21 protein-coding genes are annotated in these 18,836 nt (G+C 52.9%); 10 read left to right on the top strand and 11 right to left on the bottom strand.

From position 1 onward, the window contains the following. Positions 1-141 precede the first annotated feature (141 nt). Complete coding sequence (gene csrD / locus K8W53_RS02450) at positions 142-2,082, bottom strand: RNase E specificity factor CsrD (protein WP_001241381.1); 1,941 nt, start codon at positions 2,080-2,082, stop codon at positions 142-144. 203 nt (positions 2,083-2,285) lie between these two features. On the opposite strand from csrD, the gene K8W53_RS02445 reads away from it, so the two are divergent. The 10 genes from K8W53_RS02445 (at position 2,286) to fis (ending at position 11,834) form a co-directional block, all read left to right on the top strand. Continuing rightward, positions 2,286-3,260, top strand: a complete 975-nt coding sequence (locus tag K8W53_RS02445) for an MDR family oxidoreductase (protein ID WP_001148246.1) — start codon at positions 2,286-2,288, stop codon at positions 3,258-3,260. Positions 3,261-3,372: 112 nt separating this feature from the next. Continuing rightward, positions 3,373-4,377, top strand: coding sequence for a protein-methionine-sulfoxide reductase catalytic subunit MsrP (gene msrP, locus K8W53_RS02440; protein ID WP_000723876.1), 1,005 nt, complete (start codon positions 3,373-3,375; stop codon positions 4,375-4,377). Then, on the top strand, positions 4,378-4,977 hold the full coding sequence (gene msrQ, locus K8W53_RS02435) for a protein-methionine-sulfoxide reductase heme-binding subunit MsrQ (protein ID WP_001241496.1): 600 nt from the start codon (positions 4,378-4,380) through the stop codon (positions 4,975-4,977). A gap of 392 nt (positions 4,978-5,369) precedes the next feature. Further along, complete coding sequence (gene accB, locus K8W53_RS02430; protein ID WP_000354626.1) at positions 5,370-5,840, top strand: acetyl-CoA carboxylase biotin carboxyl carrier protein; 471 nt, start codon at positions 5,370-5,372, stop codon at positions 5,838-5,840. Positions 5,841-5,850: 10 nt separating this feature from the next. Further along, positions 5,851-7,200: an acetyl-CoA carboxylase biotin carboxylase subunit gene (accC, locus tag K8W53_RS02425; protein ID WP_000884627.1), complete on the top strand. Its 1,350-nt coding sequence runs from the start codon at positions 5,851-5,853 to the stop codon at positions 7,198-7,200. 108 nt (positions 7,201-7,308) lie between these two features. Further along, positions 7,309-7,551, top strand: coding sequence for a YhdT family protein (locus tag K8W53_RS02420; RefSeq protein WP_000340016.1), 243 nt, complete (start codon positions 7,309-7,311; stop codon positions 7,549-7,551). Then, positions 7,541-8,992: a sodium/pantothenate symporter gene (panF, locus tag K8W53_RS02415; protein WP_001175748.1), complete on the top strand. Its 1,452-nt coding sequence runs from the start codon at positions 7,541-7,543 to the stop codon at positions 8,990-8,992. The genes K8W53_RS02420 and panF overlap by 11 nt, the downstream gene beginning before the upstream one ends. Before the next feature lie 11 nt (positions 8,993-9,003). After that, on the top strand, positions 9,004-9,885 hold the full coding sequence (gene prmA / locus K8W53_RS02410) for a 50S ribosomal protein L11 methyltransferase (RefSeq protein WP_001145849.1): 882 nt from the start codon (positions 9,004-9,006) through the stop codon (positions 9,883-9,885). Between the two features lie 661 nt (positions 9,886-10,546). Beyond that, entirely contained in the window at positions 10,547-11,512 is a 966-nt protein-coding gene (gene dusB / locus K8W53_RS02400; protein WP_001219664.1) for a tRNA dihydrouridine synthase DusB, read from the top strand. A 25-nt stretch (positions 11,513-11,537) separates the two neighbouring features. Continuing rightward, the gene (fis, locus tag K8W53_RS02395; RefSeq protein ID WP_000462905.1) at positions 11,538-11,834 is read left to right on the top strand and encodes a DNA-binding transcriptional regulator Fis; all 297 of its coding nucleotides are present in this window, start codon (positions 11,538-11,540) and stop codon (positions 11,832-11,834) included. Between the two features lie 157 nt (positions 11,835-11,991). On the opposite strand, the gene K8W53_RS02390 is transcribed toward fis, so the two are convergent. The 10 genes from K8W53_RS02390 to K8W53_RS02345 all read right to left on the bottom strand — a co-directional run bounded on the left by K8W53_RS02390 (position 11,992) and on the right by K8W53_RS02345 (position 18,820). Next, positions 11,992-12,300: a DUF3892 domain-containing protein gene (locus K8W53_RS02390; protein WP_001547818.1), complete on the bottom strand. Its 309-nt coding sequence runs from the start codon at positions 12,298-12,300 to the stop codon at positions 11,992-11,994. A 150-nt stretch (positions 12,301-12,450) separates the two neighbouring features. Beyond that, positions 12,451-14,112 carry a terminase large subunit gene (locus K8W53_RS02385; RefSeq protein WP_058654936.1) on the bottom strand — a complete coding sequence of 554 codons (1,662 nt, stop codon included), beginning with the start codon at positions 14,110-14,112 and terminating at the stop codon, positions 12,451-12,453. After that, a complete protein-coding gene (locus tag K8W53_RS02380; protein ID WP_000113647.1) occupies positions 14,096-14,452 on the bottom strand; it encodes a phage terminase small subunit P27 family in 357 nt (118 codons plus the stop codon). Before K8W53_RS02380 ends, K8W53_RS02385 begins: the two co-directional genes overlap by 17 nt. Before the next feature lie 130 nt (positions 14,453-14,582). Then, positions 14,583-14,735 (bottom strand): hypothetical protein, encoded by a 153-nt coding sequence (locus K8W53_RS02375; protein ID WP_161397194.1) that lies wholly within the window; start codon positions 14,733-14,735, stop codon positions 14,583-14,585. Further along, the gene (locus K8W53_RS02370; RefSeq protein WP_058654938.1) at positions 14,728-15,171 is read right to left on the bottom strand and encodes an HNH endonuclease signature motif containing protein; all 444 of its coding nucleotides are present in this window, start codon (positions 15,169-15,171) and stop codon (positions 14,728-14,730) included. Before K8W53_RS02370 ends, K8W53_RS02375 begins: the two co-directional genes overlap by 8 nt. Further along, positions 15,171-15,470 (bottom strand): head-tail connector protein, encoded by a 300-nt coding sequence (locus tag K8W53_RS02365; RefSeq protein ID WP_001547824.1) that lies wholly within the window; start codon positions 15,468-15,470, stop codon positions 15,171-15,173. Before K8W53_RS02365 ends, K8W53_RS02370 begins: the two co-directional genes overlap by 1 nt. Beyond that, positions 15,467-15,802, bottom strand: a complete 336-nt coding sequence (locus tag K8W53_RS02360; protein ID WP_058654940.1) for a phage head closure protein — start codon at positions 15,800-15,802, stop codon at positions 15,467-15,469. The genes K8W53_RS02365 and K8W53_RS02360 overlap by 4 nt, the downstream gene beginning before the upstream one ends. Further along, the gene (locus K8W53_RS02355; protein WP_058654941.1) at positions 15,799-17,040 is read right to left on the bottom strand and encodes a phage portal protein; all 1,242 of its coding nucleotides are present in this window, start codon (positions 17,038-17,040) and stop codon (positions 15,799-15,801) included. The genes K8W53_RS02360 and K8W53_RS02355 overlap by 4 nt, the downstream gene beginning before the upstream one ends. A gap of 1 nt (position 17,041) precedes the next feature. After that, positions 17,042-17,602 (bottom strand): HK97 family phage prohead protease, encoded by a 561-nt coding sequence (locus K8W53_RS02350; RefSeq protein WP_049007540.1) that lies wholly within the window; start codon positions 17,600-17,602, stop codon positions 17,042-17,044. Between the two features lie 51 nt (positions 17,603-17,653). Then, positions 17,654-18,820 carry a phage major capsid protein gene (locus K8W53_RS02345; protein ID WP_058654942.1) on the bottom strand — a complete coding sequence of 389 codons (1,167 nt, stop codon included), beginning with the start codon at positions 18,818-18,820 and terminating at the stop codon, positions 17,654-17,656. Between the last annotated feature and the right edge of the window lie 16 nt (positions 18,821-18,836).

Genomic DNA, 18,836 nt, shown 5'->3' with positions numbered 1-18,836 from the left:
AGCAGCAATCCTCGCCTTCGTTTGCAACCTGTCAAAGGTCATTCACCTGCATATTTGCTGCAACAATCTGGCGAGCAGACAAGCACACCCCCATGAGGCGCAGCGCGCGTTATTCTACGTGAAAACAAATTAAACGGCAGGTTAAACCGAGTATCTTTGCGAATATTTTTTCACGTTTGTGTCAAGTAGTTGGGAGGAGGCAAAAAAATCACCCTGCCCGCCAGCCACGCCGCGTTTTGTCAGCGTCTGCCACTCGCCGCGCGAACGGACGCCCGTCGCGTAAACCTGCGTAGGCGTACCCGCGCAGGCCTCTACCAGACTTTGAACCAGAAGCTGGTTTTCCGTTCGCTTCTCAATGTTTCTGACCAGACTCGGATGCAGCTTGAGTAATTCCACATTGAGCGCTTTAATCCAGCTCGTGCTAACCAGCGTCAAACCCGCCTGTGTCACCGCCACCCGAACGCCAAGCGCATTGACTAAGCGAAGGATGGGTTGTAACCGACTGATGTGTTGACAAACATCTGCCTCCGCAAGTTCAATAATTATGCGATTTCGCTGTGATTTTTCACACTGCATTAACGTATCGCGCAACCAGCGCTGAAAACGCGGACGAATCAGCGACTCAACCGTCAACTGCATTGCCAGATTTTCATCCGGCCAGTAGCCCAGCAACGTAATCAGGCGGCTAATTTGTAATCTGTCATACTCTTCCGATAAACCAAATTGCAACACCATCGGCATATACTCCGCCGAGCTCACCTCTTCTTTACCGTCATAGATGCGACACATCAATTCCCGATGATGTACGCGACCTTCTCGCGTGACCGCCGGTTTTTGATAAAGTCGCGGTCCGCCCCGGTTCAGCATCTGCTCAATCAATGTGCGCCAGCGCACATTGCCGCGCCCTTTTTCCGGCAGAGTGTCGTCGTAGATAGCCCAGCTATTTCCCCCCTGCAGGGCGGCATTCCGCGCCGCGGCTTCAGCATGTTCCATCACCTGCTCGGTGGACTGTCCGCTGCGCCAGGCGCAAATGCCAATATGTACCATATCGTCACGATCGAGCATTTTGTTAGCCGGTAGCGCATCGACAGCTTTTAAAAGTTGTCCGGCAATACTTTCCGCTTCTTTTAGCGTTCGATGCGGTAGCAGCACGGCAAAGTCGCTGCGGTGATAACGCGCCAGCAGCGAGCCTGGGTAACGCATAATAAATGTCGATAGCAAATTGATAAGCATAAACATCTGCTCTTCCGCCTGATTGCCTCCCAGGCTGTCGCGCAGAAGATTGAAGTCTGGCAAGCGGATCATCATCACCACGCCATGCACTCCCACTTTTTCCTGATCTTCCAGCAGCGTCGCCAGCTGGTTATCAAAGAACAGACGGTTACCGAGTCCGGTTTTGGTGTCCTGCGCGGCGTAGGAGCGAATGAGGGTGTCCAGGCGGCTACGCTGTTCGTGAGCAAACTGAATTTCGGAAAGCAATACATCAAGCGCGCTACTGGTGCGCGCTGGCCATTCGTAAACAGAACCGCGGACATTCGCCCCGCGTTCGCCGTTCAGAATGCGCGTTGAGCGAATTTCCAGAAGCTCTTGCCCGGAAAGCTGCCGCTGCAGCCAGCGCACCGATAAAAACAAAATCAGAACGATAAAACCGATCGCCAGCGTCAGCGGCGCCGTGGTGATCAGTGAGTGAAAATAGTTACCCATCGGGTCCTGGTAAACCAGACGTAGCGACATTCCTGGATGTTTTATCAGCGGTACGACCAGCTCGCGATACATGTCGCTGGTGCCGGCTGGCCGATAACCTCTGGCGCGAGAATGGCTGTAGACGCTGCGCTCCCCCTGCAACAGATCGACACGCACAATATCGGAAGCGATCATGAGCTCGTCGATTTGCGGCGTCAGCGAGACAATATCATGGGTCACCAGGTGCGTATCAATGGCTGTCGCCGTCGCCTGCACACGGCTGACATACTTATACTGTACGGCGTTATAAAAGCTTAGCGAGCAACCTATCAGAGTCACGAAGATCGTTAACCCCGTGAGCAGCGTGATAAAAGCTGAGAATTTCGTCGTTAATCGCATCCTTGAGTTAACTCCGACGGTTATAAACAGTATGAAAAAGCGAATCTGAAGGCGGAATTCGCCACGGCGCGCAATGAAGCAGGCATACTACCAAAATGGATCTATCTGGCAATTTATTGCGTTGCATCGGCATCACGTTTTAATTAGCGAGTATAGTCTTCGTAGCTATTTTTCCAATCTACCATGTAAAGTGAGGACAGGTTATGCAGGCGTTGATCTTAGAACAGCAGGACGGTAAAACCCTCGCATCCGTGCAACATCTCGAAGAGAGTCAACTGCCGGCAGGTGATGTGACGGTGGATGTCCACTGGTCCAGCCTGAATTATAAAGATGCTCTGGCTATCACCGGAAAAGGGAAAATTATCCGTCATTTTCCGATGATTCCTGGTATTGATTTCGCCGGCACCGTTCACGCAAGCGAAGATCCTCGCTTTCATGCAGGCCAGGAAGTACTACTGACTGGCTGGGGCGTGGGCGAAAACCACTGGGGCGGCCTGGCCGAACGCGCACGCGTTAAAGGCGACTGGCTGGTCGCGCTGCCTGCGGGACTGAGCAGCCGTAACGCCATGATCATCGGCACCGCCGGTTTTACCGCCATGCTGTGCGTCATGGCGCTTGAAGATGCAGGTATTCGCCCGCAAGACGGTGAGGTTGTCGTCACCGGCGCCAGCGGCGGCGTGGGCAGCACTGCCGTTGCATTACTGCATAAGCTGGGCTATCAGGTTGCAGCAGTATCAGGACGTGAAAGCACCCACGGCTATCTTAAGAGCCTGGGAGCTAACCGTATTCTCAGCCGCGATGAGTTTGCTGAATCTCGCCCGTTGGAAAAACAGCTGTGGGCCGGTGCAATTGATACCGTTGGCGATAAAGTGCTGGCGAAAGTGCTGGCACAGATGAACTATGGCGGTTGCGTGGCCGCCTGCGGCCTGGCGGGCGGCTTCGCGCTGCCGACCACCGTTATGCCATTCATTCTGCGTAATGTGCGTTTGCAAGGGGTGGACTCGGTGATGACCCCACCGGCACGTCGCGCAGAAGCCTGGGCGCGTTTGGTTAAGGATCTGCCGGAATCGTTCTATGCTCAGGCCGCCACAGAGATTACGCTGGCGGATGCGCCGAAGTTCGCCGATGCCATCATCAATAATCAGGTTCAGGGCCGTACGCTGGTGAAGATAAAATAACGTCACGTATAAAAAAATTTACACTTAATTAACTATTTATTTTTACACATTGACACACTCCCTGTCATATTCACTACACGCCATGTTGTGGTGGGTAGACCGGGAGTCTGTGATGAAAAAGATACGTCCATTAACAGAAGCCGATGTGACTGCGGAATCGGCTTTTTTTATGCAGCGCCGACAGGTGCTAAAAGCATTAGGCATCAGCGCGGCCGCCTTATCCTTACCCTCAACGGCGCAGGCCGATCTCTTCAGTTGGTTTAAAGGCAACGATCGTCCGAAAGCGCCTGCCGGTAAACCACTTGAGTTTAGTCAGCCTGCCGCCTGGCGAAGCGATTTAGCGTTAACGCCGGAAGATAAGGTGACGGGCTACAACAATTTCTATGAGTTTGGCCTTGATAAAGCCGACCCGGCGGCCAATGCCGGAAGTCTGAAAACCGAACCGTGGACGTTGAAAATCAGCGGGGAAGTCGCGAAGCCATTTACGCTGGATTATGACGATTTAACACATCGTTTCCCATTAGAAGAGCGTATCTATCGAATGCGCTGCGTCGAAGCGTGGTCCATGGTCGTGCCGTGGATTGGTTTCCCTTTATATAAGCTACTCGCGCAGGCACAGCCCACCAGCCACGCTAAATATGTGGCATTCGAAACGCTATACGCGCCGGATGATATGCCAGGACAGAAAGATCGCTTTATTGGCGGCGGACTGAAATACCCTTATGTCGAAGGGCTACGTCTGGACGAAGCCATGCATCCGCTGACTCTGATGACCGTTGGCGTCTATGGTAAGGCGTTACCCCCGCAAAACGGCGCGCCTATTCGACTCATCGTTCCATGGAAGTATGGTTTTAAAGGTATTAAATCTATTGTCAGCATTAAACTCACCCGCGAACGTCCGCCAACCACCTGGAATTTGTCGGCTCCCAACGAATATGGTTTTTACGCCAATGTGAACCCGCATGTGGATCATCCACGCTGGTCTCAGGCTACCGAACGCTTTATTGGTTCAGGCGGTATCCTTGATGTGCAAAGGCAGCCGACGCTGCTGTTTAACGGCTACGCCAATGAAGTCGCTTCGCTGTATCGCGGTCTCAATTTGCGGGAGAATTTTTAAGTGCGTCTGACAGTAAAACAGATAACCTGGCTAAAAGTTTGTCTGCATCTTGCCGGTTTTTTGCCGCTTCTGTGGCTCTTTTGGGCGATAAATCACGGTGGACTCAGCGCAGACCCGGTAAAGGATATCCAACACTTTACCGGCAGAACCGCGCTCAAATTTTTGCTCGCCACCTTGCTGGTTTCACCGCTGGCGCGCTACGCTAAACAGCCATTATTGATACGCACACGCCGCCTGTTAGGATTATGGTGTTTCGTTTGGGCTACGCTGCATTTAACCAGCTATGCCTTACTGGAACTCGGGATACATAACCTGGCGTTGTTAGGAAGCGAGTTGATTTCACGCCCTTATTTGACGCTTGGGATCATTAGCTGGCTGGTGTTATTGGCGCTGACGTTGACCTCAACGCAATTTGCGCAGCGTAAATTGGGCAAACGCTGGCAAACACTGCATAACGTCGTCTATCTTGTCGCGATCCTGGCTCCCATACATTACCTGTGGTCGGTAAAGATTTTATCACCGCAACCGGTCATCTACGCGGCATTAGCGTTAGCCCTTTTAGCGTTGCGTTACCGGAAGTTTCGCCAGTGGTGGCGCTAGTTTGGTGAACTGTGCGGTCGATTGCAAAACGCAAAACAGGTAATGTCCTTTTTATGTTTCGGGTTGATTATCTTCCCTGATAAGACCAGTATTTAGCTGCCAATTGCGACGAAATAGTTATAATGTGCGACTTTACATTGCCCAACGGCGATTTTCGTTCGCAGAAAGGGTGACAATCGAGCAATGAAGGTATATTTTGTTTTTTGCCCGAAAATGGCAGAAGATAGCCACACAATGACTGGCAAATCATGAATTTCACCTTCGGGTGCTACGGCATAACAGGCAAATCAAAGATGCGCGGTATTTTACCCGCGGCAGTCATTCATATGCTTTACAGACGGCGCTAAAACGCCTGTCACAATCACACTAAACAAAGAGTACGGAACCCACTCATGGATATTCGTAAGATTAAAAAACTGATCGAGCTGGTTGAAGAATCAGGTATCTCCGAACTGGAAATTTCTGAAGGCGAAGAATCTGTTCGCATCAGCCGCACAACGGCAAACGCCGGTTTTCCGGTGATGCAGCAGGCTTATGCGGCGCCGATGATGCAGCAACCCGCTCTGTCTAACGCTGTCGCGCCAGCGGCTACTCCAGCAATGGAAGCGCCTGCCGCAGCGGAAATCAGTGGTCACATCGTACGCTCCCCAATGGTTGGTACTTTCTACCGCACCCCAAGCCCGGACGCGAAAGCGTTCATCGAAGTGGGCCAGAAAGTGAACGTGGGCGATACCCTGTGCATCGTTGAAGCCATGAAAATGATGAACCAGATCGAAGCTGACAAAGCAGGTACTGTGAAAGCGATTCTGGTCGAAAGTGGTCAACCGGTAGAATTTGACGAGCCACTGGTCGTCATCGAGTAACGAGGCGAACATGTTGGATAAAATTGTCATCGCCAACCGCGGCGAGATCGCACTACGTATTCTTCGAGCCTGTAAAGAACTCGGCATCAAGACCGTCGCTGTGCACTCAAGCGCGGATCGCGATTTAAAACACGTATTGCTGGCGGATGAGACGGTCTGTATTGGCCCGGCACCGTCCGTAAAAAGTTATCTGAACATCCCGGCTATCATTAGCGCCGCTGAAATCACCGGCGCGGTGGCAATCCACCCGGGTTACGGCTTCCTTTCTGAGAACGCCAATTTTGCCGAGCAGGTTGAACGCTCCGGCTTTATCTTTATCGGCCCGAAAGCGGACACCATCCGCCTGATGGGCGATAAAGTGTCCGCGATTACCGCGATGAAAAAAGCGGGCGTGCCGACCGTACCAGGATCTGACGGCCCGCTGGGCGACGATATGAATGCGAACCGCGCTCATGCCAAACGTATTGGCTATCCGGTGATCATCAAAGCGTCCGGCGGCGGCGGCGGCCGCGGTATGCGCGTGGTTCGTAGCGATGCTGAACTGGCGCAGTCCATCTCCATGACCAAAGCGGAAGCGAAAGCGGCTTTCAGCAACGACATGGTATACATGGAAAAATACCTGGAAAATCCACGCCACATCGAAATTCAGGTGCTGGCGGACGGCCAGGGCAACGCTATCTATCTGGCGGAACGCGACTGTTCCATGCAGCGTCGCCACCAGAAAGTGGTTGAAGAGGCCCCGGCGCCAGGCATTACGCCGGAACTGCGTCGCTATATCGGCGAACGCTGCGCGAAAGCGTGCGTAGACATCGGCTATCGCGGCGCAGGGACGTTCGAATTCCTGTTCGAAAACGGCGAGTTCTATTTCATCGAAATGAACACCCGTATTCAGGTTGAACACCCGGTGACTGAAATGATTACCGGCGTCGATTTGATCAAAGAGCAGTTGCGCATCGCGGCAGGTCAGCCGCTGTCGATCACACAGGACGAAGTTGTCGTTCGAGGCCATGCGGTAGAATGCCGTATCAATGCCGAAGATCCGAACACCTTCCTGCCAAGCCCAGGCAAAATCACGCGCTTCCATGCGCCTGGCGGCTTTGGCGTTCGCTGGGAATCTCATATCTACGCGGGCTACACGGTGCCGCCGTACTATGATTCCATGATCGGCAAGCTCATCTGCTACGGTGAAAACCGCGACGTGGCGATTGCCCGTATGAAAAATGCCCTGCAGGAACTGATTATCGATGGTATCAAAACCAATATCGATCTGCAGACCCGCATCATGAATGACGAGCACTTCCAGCACGGTGGAACCAACATCCACTATCTGGAGAAAAAACTCGGTCTTCAGGAAAAGTAATCGCACGTTAGTCTCAAAAGGCCGGTGAATCCGGCCTTTTTTATTTCTGGGGATAGCGATGCCCCATCATGTACAATTCCCGCTTTCTTCACCCATAAGGGACAAAAAATGGACGCTCGTTTTGTTCAGGCCCATAAAGAGGCGCGCTGGGCGCTGTGGCTGACCCTTTGCTATCTGGCGGCATGGTTAGTGGCTGCTTACTTACCTGGAGACTCGCCGGGAATTACCGGTCTGCCGCACTGGTTCGAGATGGCCTGCTTATTGACGCCGCTGGTCTTTATTTTGCTGTGCTGGGCGATGGTGAAATTCATTTATCGCGATATTCCGCTGGAGGATGACGATGCAGCTTGAGGTCATTCTACCGCTGGTAGCCTATCTGGTCGTGGTCTTCGGGGTCTCGATTTACGCTATGCGCAAGCGTACCGCCGGCACCTTTTTAAACGAATATTTTCTTGGCAGCCGTTCGATGGGCGGGATCGTGCTCGCGATGACGCTTACCGCCACCTATATTAGCGCCAGTTCATTTATCGGCGGTCCCGGCGCGGCTTATAAATACGGTCTGGGCTGGGTCTTGCTGGCGATGATCCAGCTTCCCGCCGTCTGGCTTTCACTGGGTATTCTGGGTAAAAAATTCGCTATCCTGGCGCGTCGCTATAATGCCGTCACGCTTAACGATATGCTATTCGCGCGTTACCAAAGCCGCCTGCTGGTGTGGTTGGCAAGCCTGAGTTTATTGGTCGCGTTTATTGGTGCAATGACCGTACAATTTATCGGCGGCGCGCGACTGCTGGAAACCGCGGCGGGAATTCCCTACGAAACCGGCCTGCTAATATTTGGCGTCAGTATCGCACTCTATACGGCGTTTGGCGGCTTTCGCGCCAGCGTACTTAACGATACGCTACAGGGCCTGGTGATGCTGGTCGGCACGATAGTGCTGCTGGTGGGCGTGGTGCATGCGGCGGGCGGTCTAAGTCAGGCCGTTGACACGCTGCACGCTCTCGACCCCAAACTGGTAACGCCGCAGGGCGCCGATGACATACTTTCTCCCGCCTTTATGACCTCTTTTTGGGTACTGGTCTGTTTTGGTGTGATTGGCCTGCCGCATACGGCGGTGCGCTGCATCTCCTATAAAGACAGTAAAGCGGTACACCGGGGCATTATTATCGGTACGATTGTCGTGGCGATTTTAATGTTCGGGATGCACCTTGCCGGCGCGCTGGGTCGCGCGGTGCTTCCGGATCTGACGGTGCCGGATCTGGTGATCCCAACGCTAATGGTGAAAGTTTTGCCGCCGTTTGCCGCCGGGATCTTCCTCGCTGCGCCAATGGCGGCGATCATGTCAACAATTAATGCCCAACTGCTGCAAAGTTCCGCGACGATCATTAAAGATCTCTATCTCAACCTGCGCCCCGATCAGATGCAAAATGAGATCCGGCTGAAGCGTATGTCGGCAGCGATTACATTACTGCTAGGCGCGCTGTTGCTGCTGGCAGCATGGAAACCGCCAGAGATGATCATTTGGCTCAACCTGCTGGCGTTTGGCGGCCTGGAAGCGGTGTTCTTATGGCCGCTGGTACTGGGCCTTTACTGGGAGCGGGCAAACGCGGCAGGCGCATTAAGCGCCATGATCGTGGGCGGCGTGCTATATGCCCTGCTTGCCACATTTAATATTCAGTACCTGGGCTTTCATCCGATTGTGCCCGCGTTACTGTTAAGTTTATTGGCTTTTCTGATCGGAAACCGATTCGGCTCTTCCGCTTCGCAAGCCACCGTATTGTCTACTGATAAATAAAGAGTTTTGCCATGCCATGGATCCAATTGAAACTGAATACCACCGGCGCGAATGCTGAAGAGCTGAGTGATGCGCTGATGGAAGCGGGCGCCGTTTCCATTACCTTTCAGGATACGCACGATACGCCGGTTTTTGAGCCGTTGCCGGGCGAAACCCGTCTGTGGGGCGATACCGATGTGATCGGTCTGTTCGACGCCGAAACCGACATGAAAGACGTTGTCGCGATTCTGGAGCAACATCCGCTGCTGGGTGCCGGATTTGCCCATAAAATCGAACAACTGGAAGATAAAGACTGGGAACGCGAATGGATGGATAATTTCCATCCGATGCGTTTTGGCGAGCGTCTGTGGATTTGTCCCAGCTGGCGTGACATTCCGGACGAGAATGCCGTCAACGTGATGCTCGACCCGGGACTGGCGTTCGGTACGGGTACGCACCCCACCACCTCTTTATGTCTGCAATGGCTGGACGGGCTCGATCTCAACGGCAAAACCGTGATCGACTTTGGCTGCGGTTCAGGCATTCTGGCGATTGCCGCGCTGAAGCTGGGAGCGGCAAAGGCGATTGGTATTGATATCGATCCGCAAGCTATTCAGGCCAGTCGCGATAATGCCGAACGCAACGGCGTGTCTGACCGGCTGGAGCTGTACCTGCCGAAAGACCAGCCAGAAGCCATGAAAGCCGACGTGGTCGTCGCTAACATCCTGGCAGGCCCATTACGCGAACTGGCCCCGTTAATCAGCGTACTGCCCGTTGAGGGCGGTCTGCTGGGGCTTTCAGGTATTCTCGCCAGCCAGGCGGAAAGCGTCTGCGATGCTTACGCCGAGCTTTTCACTCTCGACCCGGTCGTCGAAAAAGAAGAGTGGTGCCGCATTACTGGCCGTAAGAAATAATTCTTGTCAGCGTGGTCGCCCGGCCACGCTTTTCTCCACACAACTGCCTTAACACCTTTCTGTCACCGAGACATCATTAAATTCATCAAATAAATGCCTGAAATGACTTCTTTGTCACTATCCATCTGGATAATCAGCAGCTACCAGCGGACAAAAGATACTGGCGTTTTAACGGGTCGCAGCCATCGTCCTCGTGCATTAGTAATGCTGTCCGGGTTGTTCTGCAGCATCCGCTAGCCCTCTCTTCAGCGCAGCTGGAAAAATTTATCCGTGCCGTTCATGAACACAAAAGCGCGTCTGTGCGCCCCCTTCCGACTGACAATGGAGAAAAATCACGCGCAGCGGGAAGTGATCTTGTCCTGAAACGAGACGGCGATCCCATTCATTTGGGGTAATTAGCTTATAAAAAAAGCAGATTATTCCGCTTATCTTGTTTCTGGACGAAGAAATAGAGAGAAGTTACGGGAATTTGTAAGCGCGTACAAAACCGCCGACAATAAATAACCCTATGATTTTACTGAATTATAAATTTATTTTGCTGTTTTTAAGCACGATTCATTGATCTACAACAGTGGATTGTTCAAAGTTTGGCCTTTCATCTCGTGCAAAAAATGCGTAATATACGCCGCCTTGCAGTCACAGTATGGTCATTTCTTAACTCATGCGCATCGGACAATATCAGCTCAGAAATCGCCTGATCGCAGCGCCCATGGCTGGCATTACTGACAGACCTTTCCGGACGCTGTGCTATGAGATGGGAGCAGGATTGACAGTATCCGAGATGATGTCTTCTAACCCGCAAGTGTGGGAAAGCGATAAATCTCGTTTACGGATGGTGCACGTTGATGAGCCAGGAATTCGCACGGTGCAAATTGCCGGTAGCGACCCTGTTGAGATGGCCGATGCCGCACGTATTAACGTGGAAAGCGGCGCCCAGATTATTGATATCAATATGGGGTGCCCGGCGAAGAAAGTGAATCGTAAGCTGGCAGGTTCAGCCCTCTTGCAGTACCCGGATTTAGTGAAGTCTATACTCATCGGGGTCGTAAACGCAGTGGACGTCCCTGTGACTCTCAAGATTCGCACCGGCTGGGCGCCGGAACACCGTAACTGCGTAGAGATTGCCCAACTGGCTGAAGATTGTGGTATTCAGGCTCTGACCATCCATGGCCGCACCCGCGCCTGTTTGTTCAACGGAGAAGCTGAATACGACAGTATTCGGGCAGTTAAGCAGAAAGTTTCCATTCCGATTATCGCGAATGGCGACATTACTAACCCGCATAAAGCCAGAGCTGTTCTCGACTATACAGGGGCGGATGCCCTGATGATAGGCCGCGCAGCTCAGGGAAGACCCTGGATCTTTCGGGAAATCCAGCATTATCTGGACACTGGGGAGCTGCTTCCGCCGCTGCCGCTGGCAGAGGTAAAGCGCTTGCTTTGCACGCATGTTCGGGAACTGCATGACTTTTACGGTCAGGCAAAAGGGTACCGAATCGCGCGTAAACACGTCTCCTGGTATCTCCAGGAGCACGCTCCAGACGACCAGTTTCGGCGCACATTCAACGCTATTGAGGACGCCAGCGAACAGCTGGAGGCGTTGGAGGCATACTTCGAAAATTTTGCGTAAACAGAAATAAAGAGCTGACAGAACTATGTTCGAACAACGCGTAAATTCTGACGTACTGACCGTTTCTACCGTTAACTCTCAGGATCAGGTAACCCAAAAACCCCTGCGTGACTCGGTTAAACAGGCACTGAAGAACTATTTTGCTCAACTGAATGGTCAGGACGTTAATGACCTGTATGAGCTGGTACTGGCTGAAGTAGAACAGCCCCTGTTGGACATGGTGATGCAATACACCCGTGGTAACCAGACCCGTGCTGCTCTGATGATGGGCATCAACCGTGGTACGCTGCGTAAAAAATTAAAAAAATACGGCATGAACTGATACATTTCAGCTATGTTATTGAATAAAAAGGCGCTACTCGGCATGGGGATGCGCCTTTTTTATTATTGTTTATACAAATGTTTATACAGCTTTGGCTGAACAAACAAAAAAGCACCAGAACAATTCTGATGCTTTATGCCTTTAGTAACCAAAGTGTTTAGTACTCAGGAAGGTTTTCTAAGTTATCCTTGGATGTACCATTAGGTCTAGTAGTAATGTAATCAGTACCGTTGACACGGTCCTTAACCACTTTTTGACCTTTCTTCCACTTACCGTCATCACCTTTGAAAATGGTGTAAAAGGTATAGCCGCTATCGATTTTATTCACTACCCACTGCCGTGTTTCTGATGTCCCTTCTCCAACAGTATCGCCATTATCGACATGCACATACACATGGGTAATGTGAGTGTGTTTATCGTTATATCGGACTTTAGAAATAAGGTAATCAGCCCATTTATCAGTCATATTTCACCAGAAGTTTGAACAGGAAAAGCCCTGCAATACATTTATAAACAACAAAACAGACTCTTCCTATTCCACGACAGCAATGTAGTGATCTAGAGCAATTTTATATTCCTGATAACCTCAAGATAATTCTGCCTTTACGCTTTATGCTCAAATCCCATTAAATAAAGCCAGTCGCTCTTTGTGACTGTCGCTCATATCGAAAGCAAAATCTTCGTGTTCTGCCTGGAATGTGCCGAACGCCATGAGTGCAGAAACCGCCGGGTCTATCTTGTTGGAGGATTTCTTTTTGTTGGGTTTGATATTGGCGTTGGCGTCGGACTCCATCACCACGTTACCAATCGCCCAAGCCAGAACCGGATCGCCACGATGGCGCACCACCTTGCGGTTAACAAAAACCTCAAAAGATTTCGCTACCGGACTGAATTTCAGATAGGTTTGCGGGAACGGCTCCACATCGAGGCCAGCCCCCTGTAACTGAGTGCGCAAGTGTGTGGCGTTCCACGTATCGAAGCCCACCAGCCTGATATTGAAGGTTTCAGCGTCGCGCAGAATATCGTCACGGATGCGGTCATAGTCGATACAGTCGCCGGGTGTAGTGCGTATCCAGCCCGCTTTCACCCACTGGCGGTAGATGGCGCGGTTTTTGTTGGCGACGTTAAGCAGTTGCGCTTCTGGCAGATAATGACGGGTCAGCAAGCGGATCTCCCTGTCGAACGGGAAAGCGTAGCTCACGCTGGTAATGTCGCTGGTAGAGGACAGGTCAAACCCGGCGTAGCACTCCATTCCGGCCAGATCGTCTTCGGTATAGTCGAGCGCACAGGCATCCCATGCACCGGCACCCATCCACGGCGTGGAGCCCTGGCACCAGATATTGAAACGCTTGGTCAGCATTTCCACCCATTGCGACGGTATGCCCCGCGCTTTCTGGATGGTGGACTCCAGTTTCGCCGCATCAACGGACACATGCAGGTTGGGGTTAGCCTTGATCCACATTTCCGGATGCTCAACCTCGCTTTCGTCGTCCAGCTCGTAGATCAGGACAAACAGCGAATCGTTGCTCTCTTCCCCGGCCAGAATCTGGCAGCAGTAGTCATAATGCTGTTTACAGGCAGAGACAACGTTACTCCCGGCGGTCGTGATGGCGAACAAAATCGCCTCAGGACGTGCGCCCATACCCAGCTCAAGCGCGGAATAAACGCCGTTATCCGGGTGAAGGTGATATTCATCGACAATCGCCAGGCTGGGGTTAGTCCCTTCAATGGTGGCCGCTTTCGCCGCCAGCGGCTTTAACAGGCTGTTGCTCTTCGGGAAAATGACCTTATGCGCCTGAATATTGACGCGCTTTTTCAGCGGTTTTGACAGCAAGCACATCTGGCGGGCATCGTCGAATACGATTCGGGCCTGATCCCGGCTAACCGCCGCCGTGTAGATATCCTGCTGGCCCTTCTCCATCACCAGAAACCAGTTAGCCAGCATGGCGGCTACGGTGGATTTGGCATTCTTGCGCGGCACCTCAATAAAGGCGCTGCTGTACTTGCGGCGGCCTGACTCCCTGACCTTAAAGCCCAGGAGGTTAGCAAAGGCGAACTGCTGCCAAGGCTCCAGCTCGATAGGCTGGCCCCGCAGCGGGCCTTTGACGTGTGGACAGAGCCGGGAGAACGCGATAAACCGCTCTACGGTCGCCGTATCGAACTCATAACGGGGATCATTCAGGTCTGAAAAGTACCTTTCCACGGCCTGTTTTACGCGCTTACAGGCCGGAATTTCGCCCGTTTTTATCGCATTTGCGTACTCATTCCAGACGGTCAAGCTCGTCCTCCTCTTCCGTTTCCACCGGGTTACGGCGACGACTTACCGGATCAAAGCCCAGCAGCGACGACATTTTAATCATGATTTTTTCAGCATCGGCCTTTGCACTCAGTGCCGGATTTCGGCTCTCTCCACCCTGGCTGTTAACAATGCTAAACCCACGGCTGGCAAGGTCTTCCACTGCTTTGCGGTACATCGAATAGTTGACGCAAAAAAGCTCAAGGTTGTTCCAGTCGGCGGGTGTCAGATCGCCACGCTCGGCCAGTTGCTTCGCTTTCGCTTTCCACTGCTGCGCGGCTAACTCATCAAGGTAAGCTGGCGGTTTTGGTGGTCTTGCCATAAAAATTTCTCGTTTCCATCGCGTTTTATTTTCAAAAAAATCACCGTGCGTAAAAATTTGAGGGGGCGGGCGGTGCCTGGCGCCTTGAGGTTTGTCCTGAAAACCTCCCCCACCCCGTCCATGCGGCCTGTCAGCGATTGCGGAAGCATTCCCGCAACTCCCGGTCACGCTCGGTCATACGCTGCGCAGGCTGGCGCTCATTGCATCTGCTTCGCCCCCGCATGAAGCCATCACGGCAGCGCATCAACGATCGGTACAGATTCACCACGTCTTTCTCATTCATTGCTGGCCTCATAGATCCAGTCATTGCGATGGGCTGCACGCTTTTCCTGCTCTCGGTACAGCCCTGCCTTACGGTTCGCTTTGGTGATGGGGTCTTGCTGCGTGGTCTTCTGGTTATGATGCATCTGGCATAACGGCTGGTGATTCCACTCAGGCCAGAACAGAACATCGTCACCGCCATCGATAGGGATGATGTGATCAACAATCTTTGCAGGAACGTAGAGGCCCAGCTTCTGGCACTCGACACACAGCGGCTGACGTTTCAGGTACTGAGCGCGGTACTTCTCCCATGATGCTGAGTAACCACGGGCGCGACGGTGGCCGCGTCTGGCATCTTCCGCCCGCCAGGCTTCCCGCTTGTGCTCATCGCACTTACCAGACTTCACCCGCTTATTACATCCCGGCTCAGTGCACCGGCGCATTGGTTGCCACGGCATCAGTACACCCCCACATCGCGATACACAGACCACAATGCAGAGATAGCAAGGGGGATCTCTTTCGCCTCCACATCACTAATCATCGTGCGGTATTCGTACAGTTGGGAAACGTACATAAGGCATCCGATCTTGATGGCAGGAGTGAATTCCAGACCAGCACCGAACCGCTTACCGATATGCTTCTGGCAGACTTCCAGCGACGCTTCGATGTATGCCTGAATCATTGCATCTTCATAGGAATCATCGTTATCGATGCGACAGTGAAGTTTTGCCTCATCAAGCCCAATTAGTTCACTCACAGCTTAAGCCCTCCCTTACAAAGCAACTCCAGCCTGGTAGCCTTTTCATCAGGAATTGCCGACTGAATATCAAATGCTTTTGCATCATGTCCTTTCTGTTTCCAGATGATCCGGCTGGCGCTGGTTACGTCAGAGCGGTAACGTACCCACATACGAAATGTAACCTCGGACATTTCAGCACCCGCAGCAATCAGCTCACGGCCACTGATCCCCTTAACTTCTGCCCAGACTGTCGCAACGTCGTACCATTCCTGAATGACGCCACCAGAAGGGGTTCGGCTGGTAGTAAAATTCTGAATCGTAACGCGTTGCCTTAATCCTCCCGGCCTCATGACGCATCCTCCTTATTCTCAGAACCGGTACTGACCTTCACTTCCTGCTTCCATGCCTGGCTGTATTCGTCGCCACCTTCACGCGGCGGCATCCCTTCGCGTTCGCGGGCTTCGTTCGGGTTCATGATCCCGTTCTTGATACCGCGCTCATAAGTTGCGTAACGTTCGGTTGGAGTGGCTCGAAGAAGATCGGCAGAGTCGAACTCCACCTGATAACGAATTCCGGGTACAGGCGATGCCACCAGCAACGCGGATTTAATCTGCTGCTCAAAGTTCGCCAGCCACGGGCGCATTGTCATGGTAAGAAAGGCGCGGCTCGCCTCACTAAAATTGCTGTAGGTGCTGTTGCTGTATTCCTGCAGAAAGATGGGAGAAACGTTAAACATGCGGGCAATATCTTCGATGGTGAAGCGCCGGGAGGCCAGCCACTCGGCATCCTGATTGCTCATGCCAAGCTGCTTATAGTCCATGCCACCTTCAAGGATCGGTGTTTTACCGGCATTTCTGGCACCTTTGTAGCGCTCAAGCGCGTCCAGCGCCTGCTTACCCTTCACACTATCGAGCCATTCAGCAGTAGTGACTACGCCCGCCGCCATCATGCCATCTTTCATAATGCTGGCACCGTGGCGCTGCTGGGCCAGACCTAACCCCAGCGCTTCACGGCAGATGGTGATCGGCGAGCGCCCCAGAAAACCATCATCGGTCGAGTAACGCAGGTGCAGAATCTCTTCCTGCAGGTAGGTGCGCACTGCCCCGGTAAACGGTTCAGTAACGGTGTATTTGTACTTATGCTGGCCGATACGCTCAGGAACAACCGCCCCCGGCGCATACGGATGCAGGGATTGCGGCTGGCCGTCACGGCCCCACTGGATCACCGCATAGGCGTTACCATTCAGCAGGCAATGACGCATCATCGTGCGCTTGAACTGGTAAGGCGTCTGGCAGTCGTTCGGTTGCTCGTTCAGGAGAAAATCTACCGGATGATTACTCAACCACTCCCGCGCTTCTCGCCCGTTATCGTTGCGCACGCGGTAGAGATAGCAGGGCATTGTTGCCACTGCCTCACTGATAACTGACACGGCGTTCATCACCGCCGGCAGAGATTCCGCAGTACCAGCAGACACATATTCGCCTGATCCGGTATTTGGAATCCCTGCCATCGCCAGAAACTCATCAATCGTCATGCTGCGCTGTTCGGATGGCTCAGATTTACGGCCAAAAGGCCAGATATTCCACATATCACAGCCCCGCTAAGTCAGCCCAGCGTCGGCGGTTATCACCAGCGCGGCGCAGTTCAGGATGTTGGGAGAACAGAGAACGGTGCGCAATTTCCACGCCGGACTCAGGGTAAGCAGGCATAGAAGTAACGGTGATCTCCCGCAGCTCGGCAGCGGTAACAGTGCGAATATACGGTGTAGGAGTAATATCCCAGGACTCTTTCAGCGCACGGAACCCGAAGCTCATGCCGGAAATGTCTCCACGCTCCACCAGCTCCAGCACATCGTTTCCAAGCTGGGTATTCGGCGGGGTCAGTTCGAAGCGTAGCCCGGTATCATCTTCGGCCAACACCAGCGTGCCGGATTTGGTACGCCCCAGCAGTTGGGTATAGTTATGCTCGTACAGCGCACGCACATCGCTACCGGATGCCAGGCTGTCTTTAAACGCCCCCGGCGCAAACTGCTCGCGGAACTCATCCCAGATAACTTCTGACAGGCTGTTCCAGCGCACGGCATAGCCCACCAGCTTTTTGTTGCTGGCACTCAGTTCGGAGGTACGGATTTCAAAATCGATTGTTTTCATTATTGGACTCCACAGAGGGCAAAAAGGGGCCGAAGCCCCTTAAACGTCAGATCAGGAACCGGAGCCGGAAAGCTCAAGCACCTTGATGGCGTTGGAGTCCACCACGCCGCCACCCAGGTATTTATCGGTGTGCACCTTGTAGAAACCAGGTTCGGTGATGTTGTCGGGGCGGGTACGCACGCCAGTAGTGTGATCCACGATGAAGTAACCGCGCTTAAAGTCGCCGACAGCCAGGAACGCTTCACCCGCATCCGCATCAGGCATCGTTTCCAGATATTGAACCGGACGGCCAAGAAGGGTATCAGGGGAGTCAGCGACGAGACGATCACGCCAGATGTAATCCCCGTTGCCGTTTTTCAGCTTTTGCAGCGTAGCGGCAGTGTTGGAGTTCATCACCCATACGGCATTTTTGCGGTATTTGGCTTTCAGCTTGTACAGCAGGTCGATCAGACCATCAGAGGAAACGGCAGCAGCCTCCATCTTCTCCAGCGTGCCGAACGGACGGGTTTTATCGCTGGTGGCCGCACGCGGATAGGACAGGAACCCTTTGGATTTTTTATCACCGTCGCCGTTCACAAAGTCGGTTTCTTCGGTAGCAGTGAAGGTGTCGGTGATTTCGGAAGACAACCAACCCAGAATATCAACTTCGGAGAAGTCGAGAATTTCCTGAGTGGTTTTCGGGTAGGCGTAGATCGGGTTGAGTTTGATATCAACGCGCTCCATCTTCGGTGTGCTGGTTTCGGTACGCGCTTCGCCTTCGGTGCCGCGCTTAACGGTAGTGCCACCCACTGACACCAGCTTCTGGTATTCGTTGGTTTTGGTGGTCTTCACCGTGGCGATGGAGCGCATAACGCTGTCATCCTGCAACTGGCGCATGATCTCTTTGTCCAGCTCAGGGATAACGGTATAACCGCCGTCAGCCTGCACCAACGTGGAGAGAGAGCGGGTATCGCCGGTCATGATGTAGTGGCGCAGCTCATCGTTGCTTACACCGTTACCTTCAACAGAAGTACCAGGCAAATTGCGCTGATCGTCGGCGACGGCCTCAAGGCGGGTAATTTCAACTTCAAGCGCATCAGCCTGGGCGCGGAGTTCATCGAACTGCTTGCCCTCTTCATCGTTGAGGCTTCGCTTTTCGCTGTCAGCTTTTTCCAGCATGGAACGCATCTGGGTTTTGAGTGCGGCTTTCTGCTGGCGTAATTCAAGTAATTTCTTCATGGAGTGGTTTCCGTAA

It is taken from the genome of Salmonella sp. A29-2 (genome assembly GCF_020150755.1).
Taxonomy (GTDB): Bacteria; Pseudomonadota; Gammaproteobacteria; order Enterobacterales; family Enterobacteriaceae; genus Salmonella; species Salmonella enterica.
The sequence above is the reverse complement of the archived record's forward strand: the minus strand, read 5'-3'. Positions and strand labels throughout refer to the sequence as shown.

Excerpts from the sequence above, each read along its gene's own strand:
- csrD (WP_001241381.1), bottom strand. The coding sequence starts at position 2,082 with ATGCGATTAACGACGAAATTCTCAGCTTTTATCACGCTGCTCACGGGG.
- K8W53_RS02445 (WP_001148246.1), top strand. The coding sequence starts at position 2,286 with ATGCAGGCGTTGATCTTAGAACAGCAGGACGGTAAAACCCTCGCATCC.
- msrP (WP_000723876.1), top strand. The coding sequence starts at position 3,373 with ATGAAAAAGATACGTCCATTAACAGAAGCCGATGTGACTGCGGAATCG.
- accB (WP_000354626.1), top strand. The coding sequence starts at position 5,370 with ATGGATATTCGTAAGATTAAAAAACTGATCGAGCTGGTTGAAGAATCA.
- accC (WP_000884627.1), top strand. The coding sequence starts at position 5,851 with ATGTTGGATAAAATTGTCATCGCCAACCGCGGCGAGATCGCACTACGT.
- K8W53_RS02420 (WP_000340016.1), top strand. The coding sequence starts at position 7,309 with ATGGACGCTCGTTTTGTTCAGGCCCATAAAGAGGCGCGCTGGGCGCTG.
- panF (WP_001175748.1), top strand. The coding sequence starts at position 7,541 with ATGCAGCTTGAGGTCATTCTACCGCTGGTAGCCTATCTGGTCGTGGTC.
- prmA (WP_001145849.1), top strand. The coding sequence starts at position 9,004 with ATGCCATGGATCCAATTGAAACTGAATACCACCGGCGCGAATGCTGAA.
- dusB (WP_001219664.1), top strand. The coding sequence starts at position 10,547 with ATGCGCATCGGACAATATCAGCTCAGAAATCGCCTGATCGCAGCGCCC.
- fis (WP_000462905.1), top strand. The coding sequence starts at position 11,538 with ATGTTCGAACAACGCGTAAATTCTGACGTACTGACCGTTTCTACCGTT.
- K8W53_RS02390 (WP_001547818.1), bottom strand. The coding sequence starts at position 12,300 with ATGACTGATAAATGGGCTGATTACCTTATTTCTAAAGTCCGATATAAC.
- K8W53_RS02380 (WP_000113647.1), bottom strand. The coding sequence starts at position 14,452 with ATGGCAAGACCACCAAAACCGCCAGCTTACCTTGATGAGTTAGCCGCG.
- K8W53_RS02375 (WP_161397194.1), bottom strand. The coding sequence starts at position 14,735 with ATGAATGAGAAAGACGTGGTGAATCTGTACCGATCGTTGATGCGCTGC.
- K8W53_RS02370 (WP_058654938.1), bottom strand. The coding sequence starts at position 15,171 with ATGCCGTGGCAACCAATGCGCCGGTGCACTGAGCCGGGATGTAATAAG.
- K8W53_RS02360 (WP_058654940.1), bottom strand. The coding sequence starts at position 15,802 with ATGAGGCCGGGAGGATTAAGGCAACGCGTTACGATTCAGAATTTTACT.
- K8W53_RS02355 (WP_058654941.1), bottom strand. The coding sequence starts at position 17,040 with ATGTGGAATATCTGGCCTTTTGGCCGTAAATCTGAGCCATCCGAACAG.
- K8W53_RS02350 (WP_049007540.1), bottom strand. The coding sequence starts at position 17,602 with ATGAAAACAATCGATTTTGAAATCCGTACCTCCGAACTGAGTGCCAGC.
- K8W53_RS02345 (WP_058654942.1), bottom strand. The coding sequence starts at position 18,820 with ATGAAGAAATTACTTGAATTACGCCAGCAGAAAGCCGCACTCAAAACC.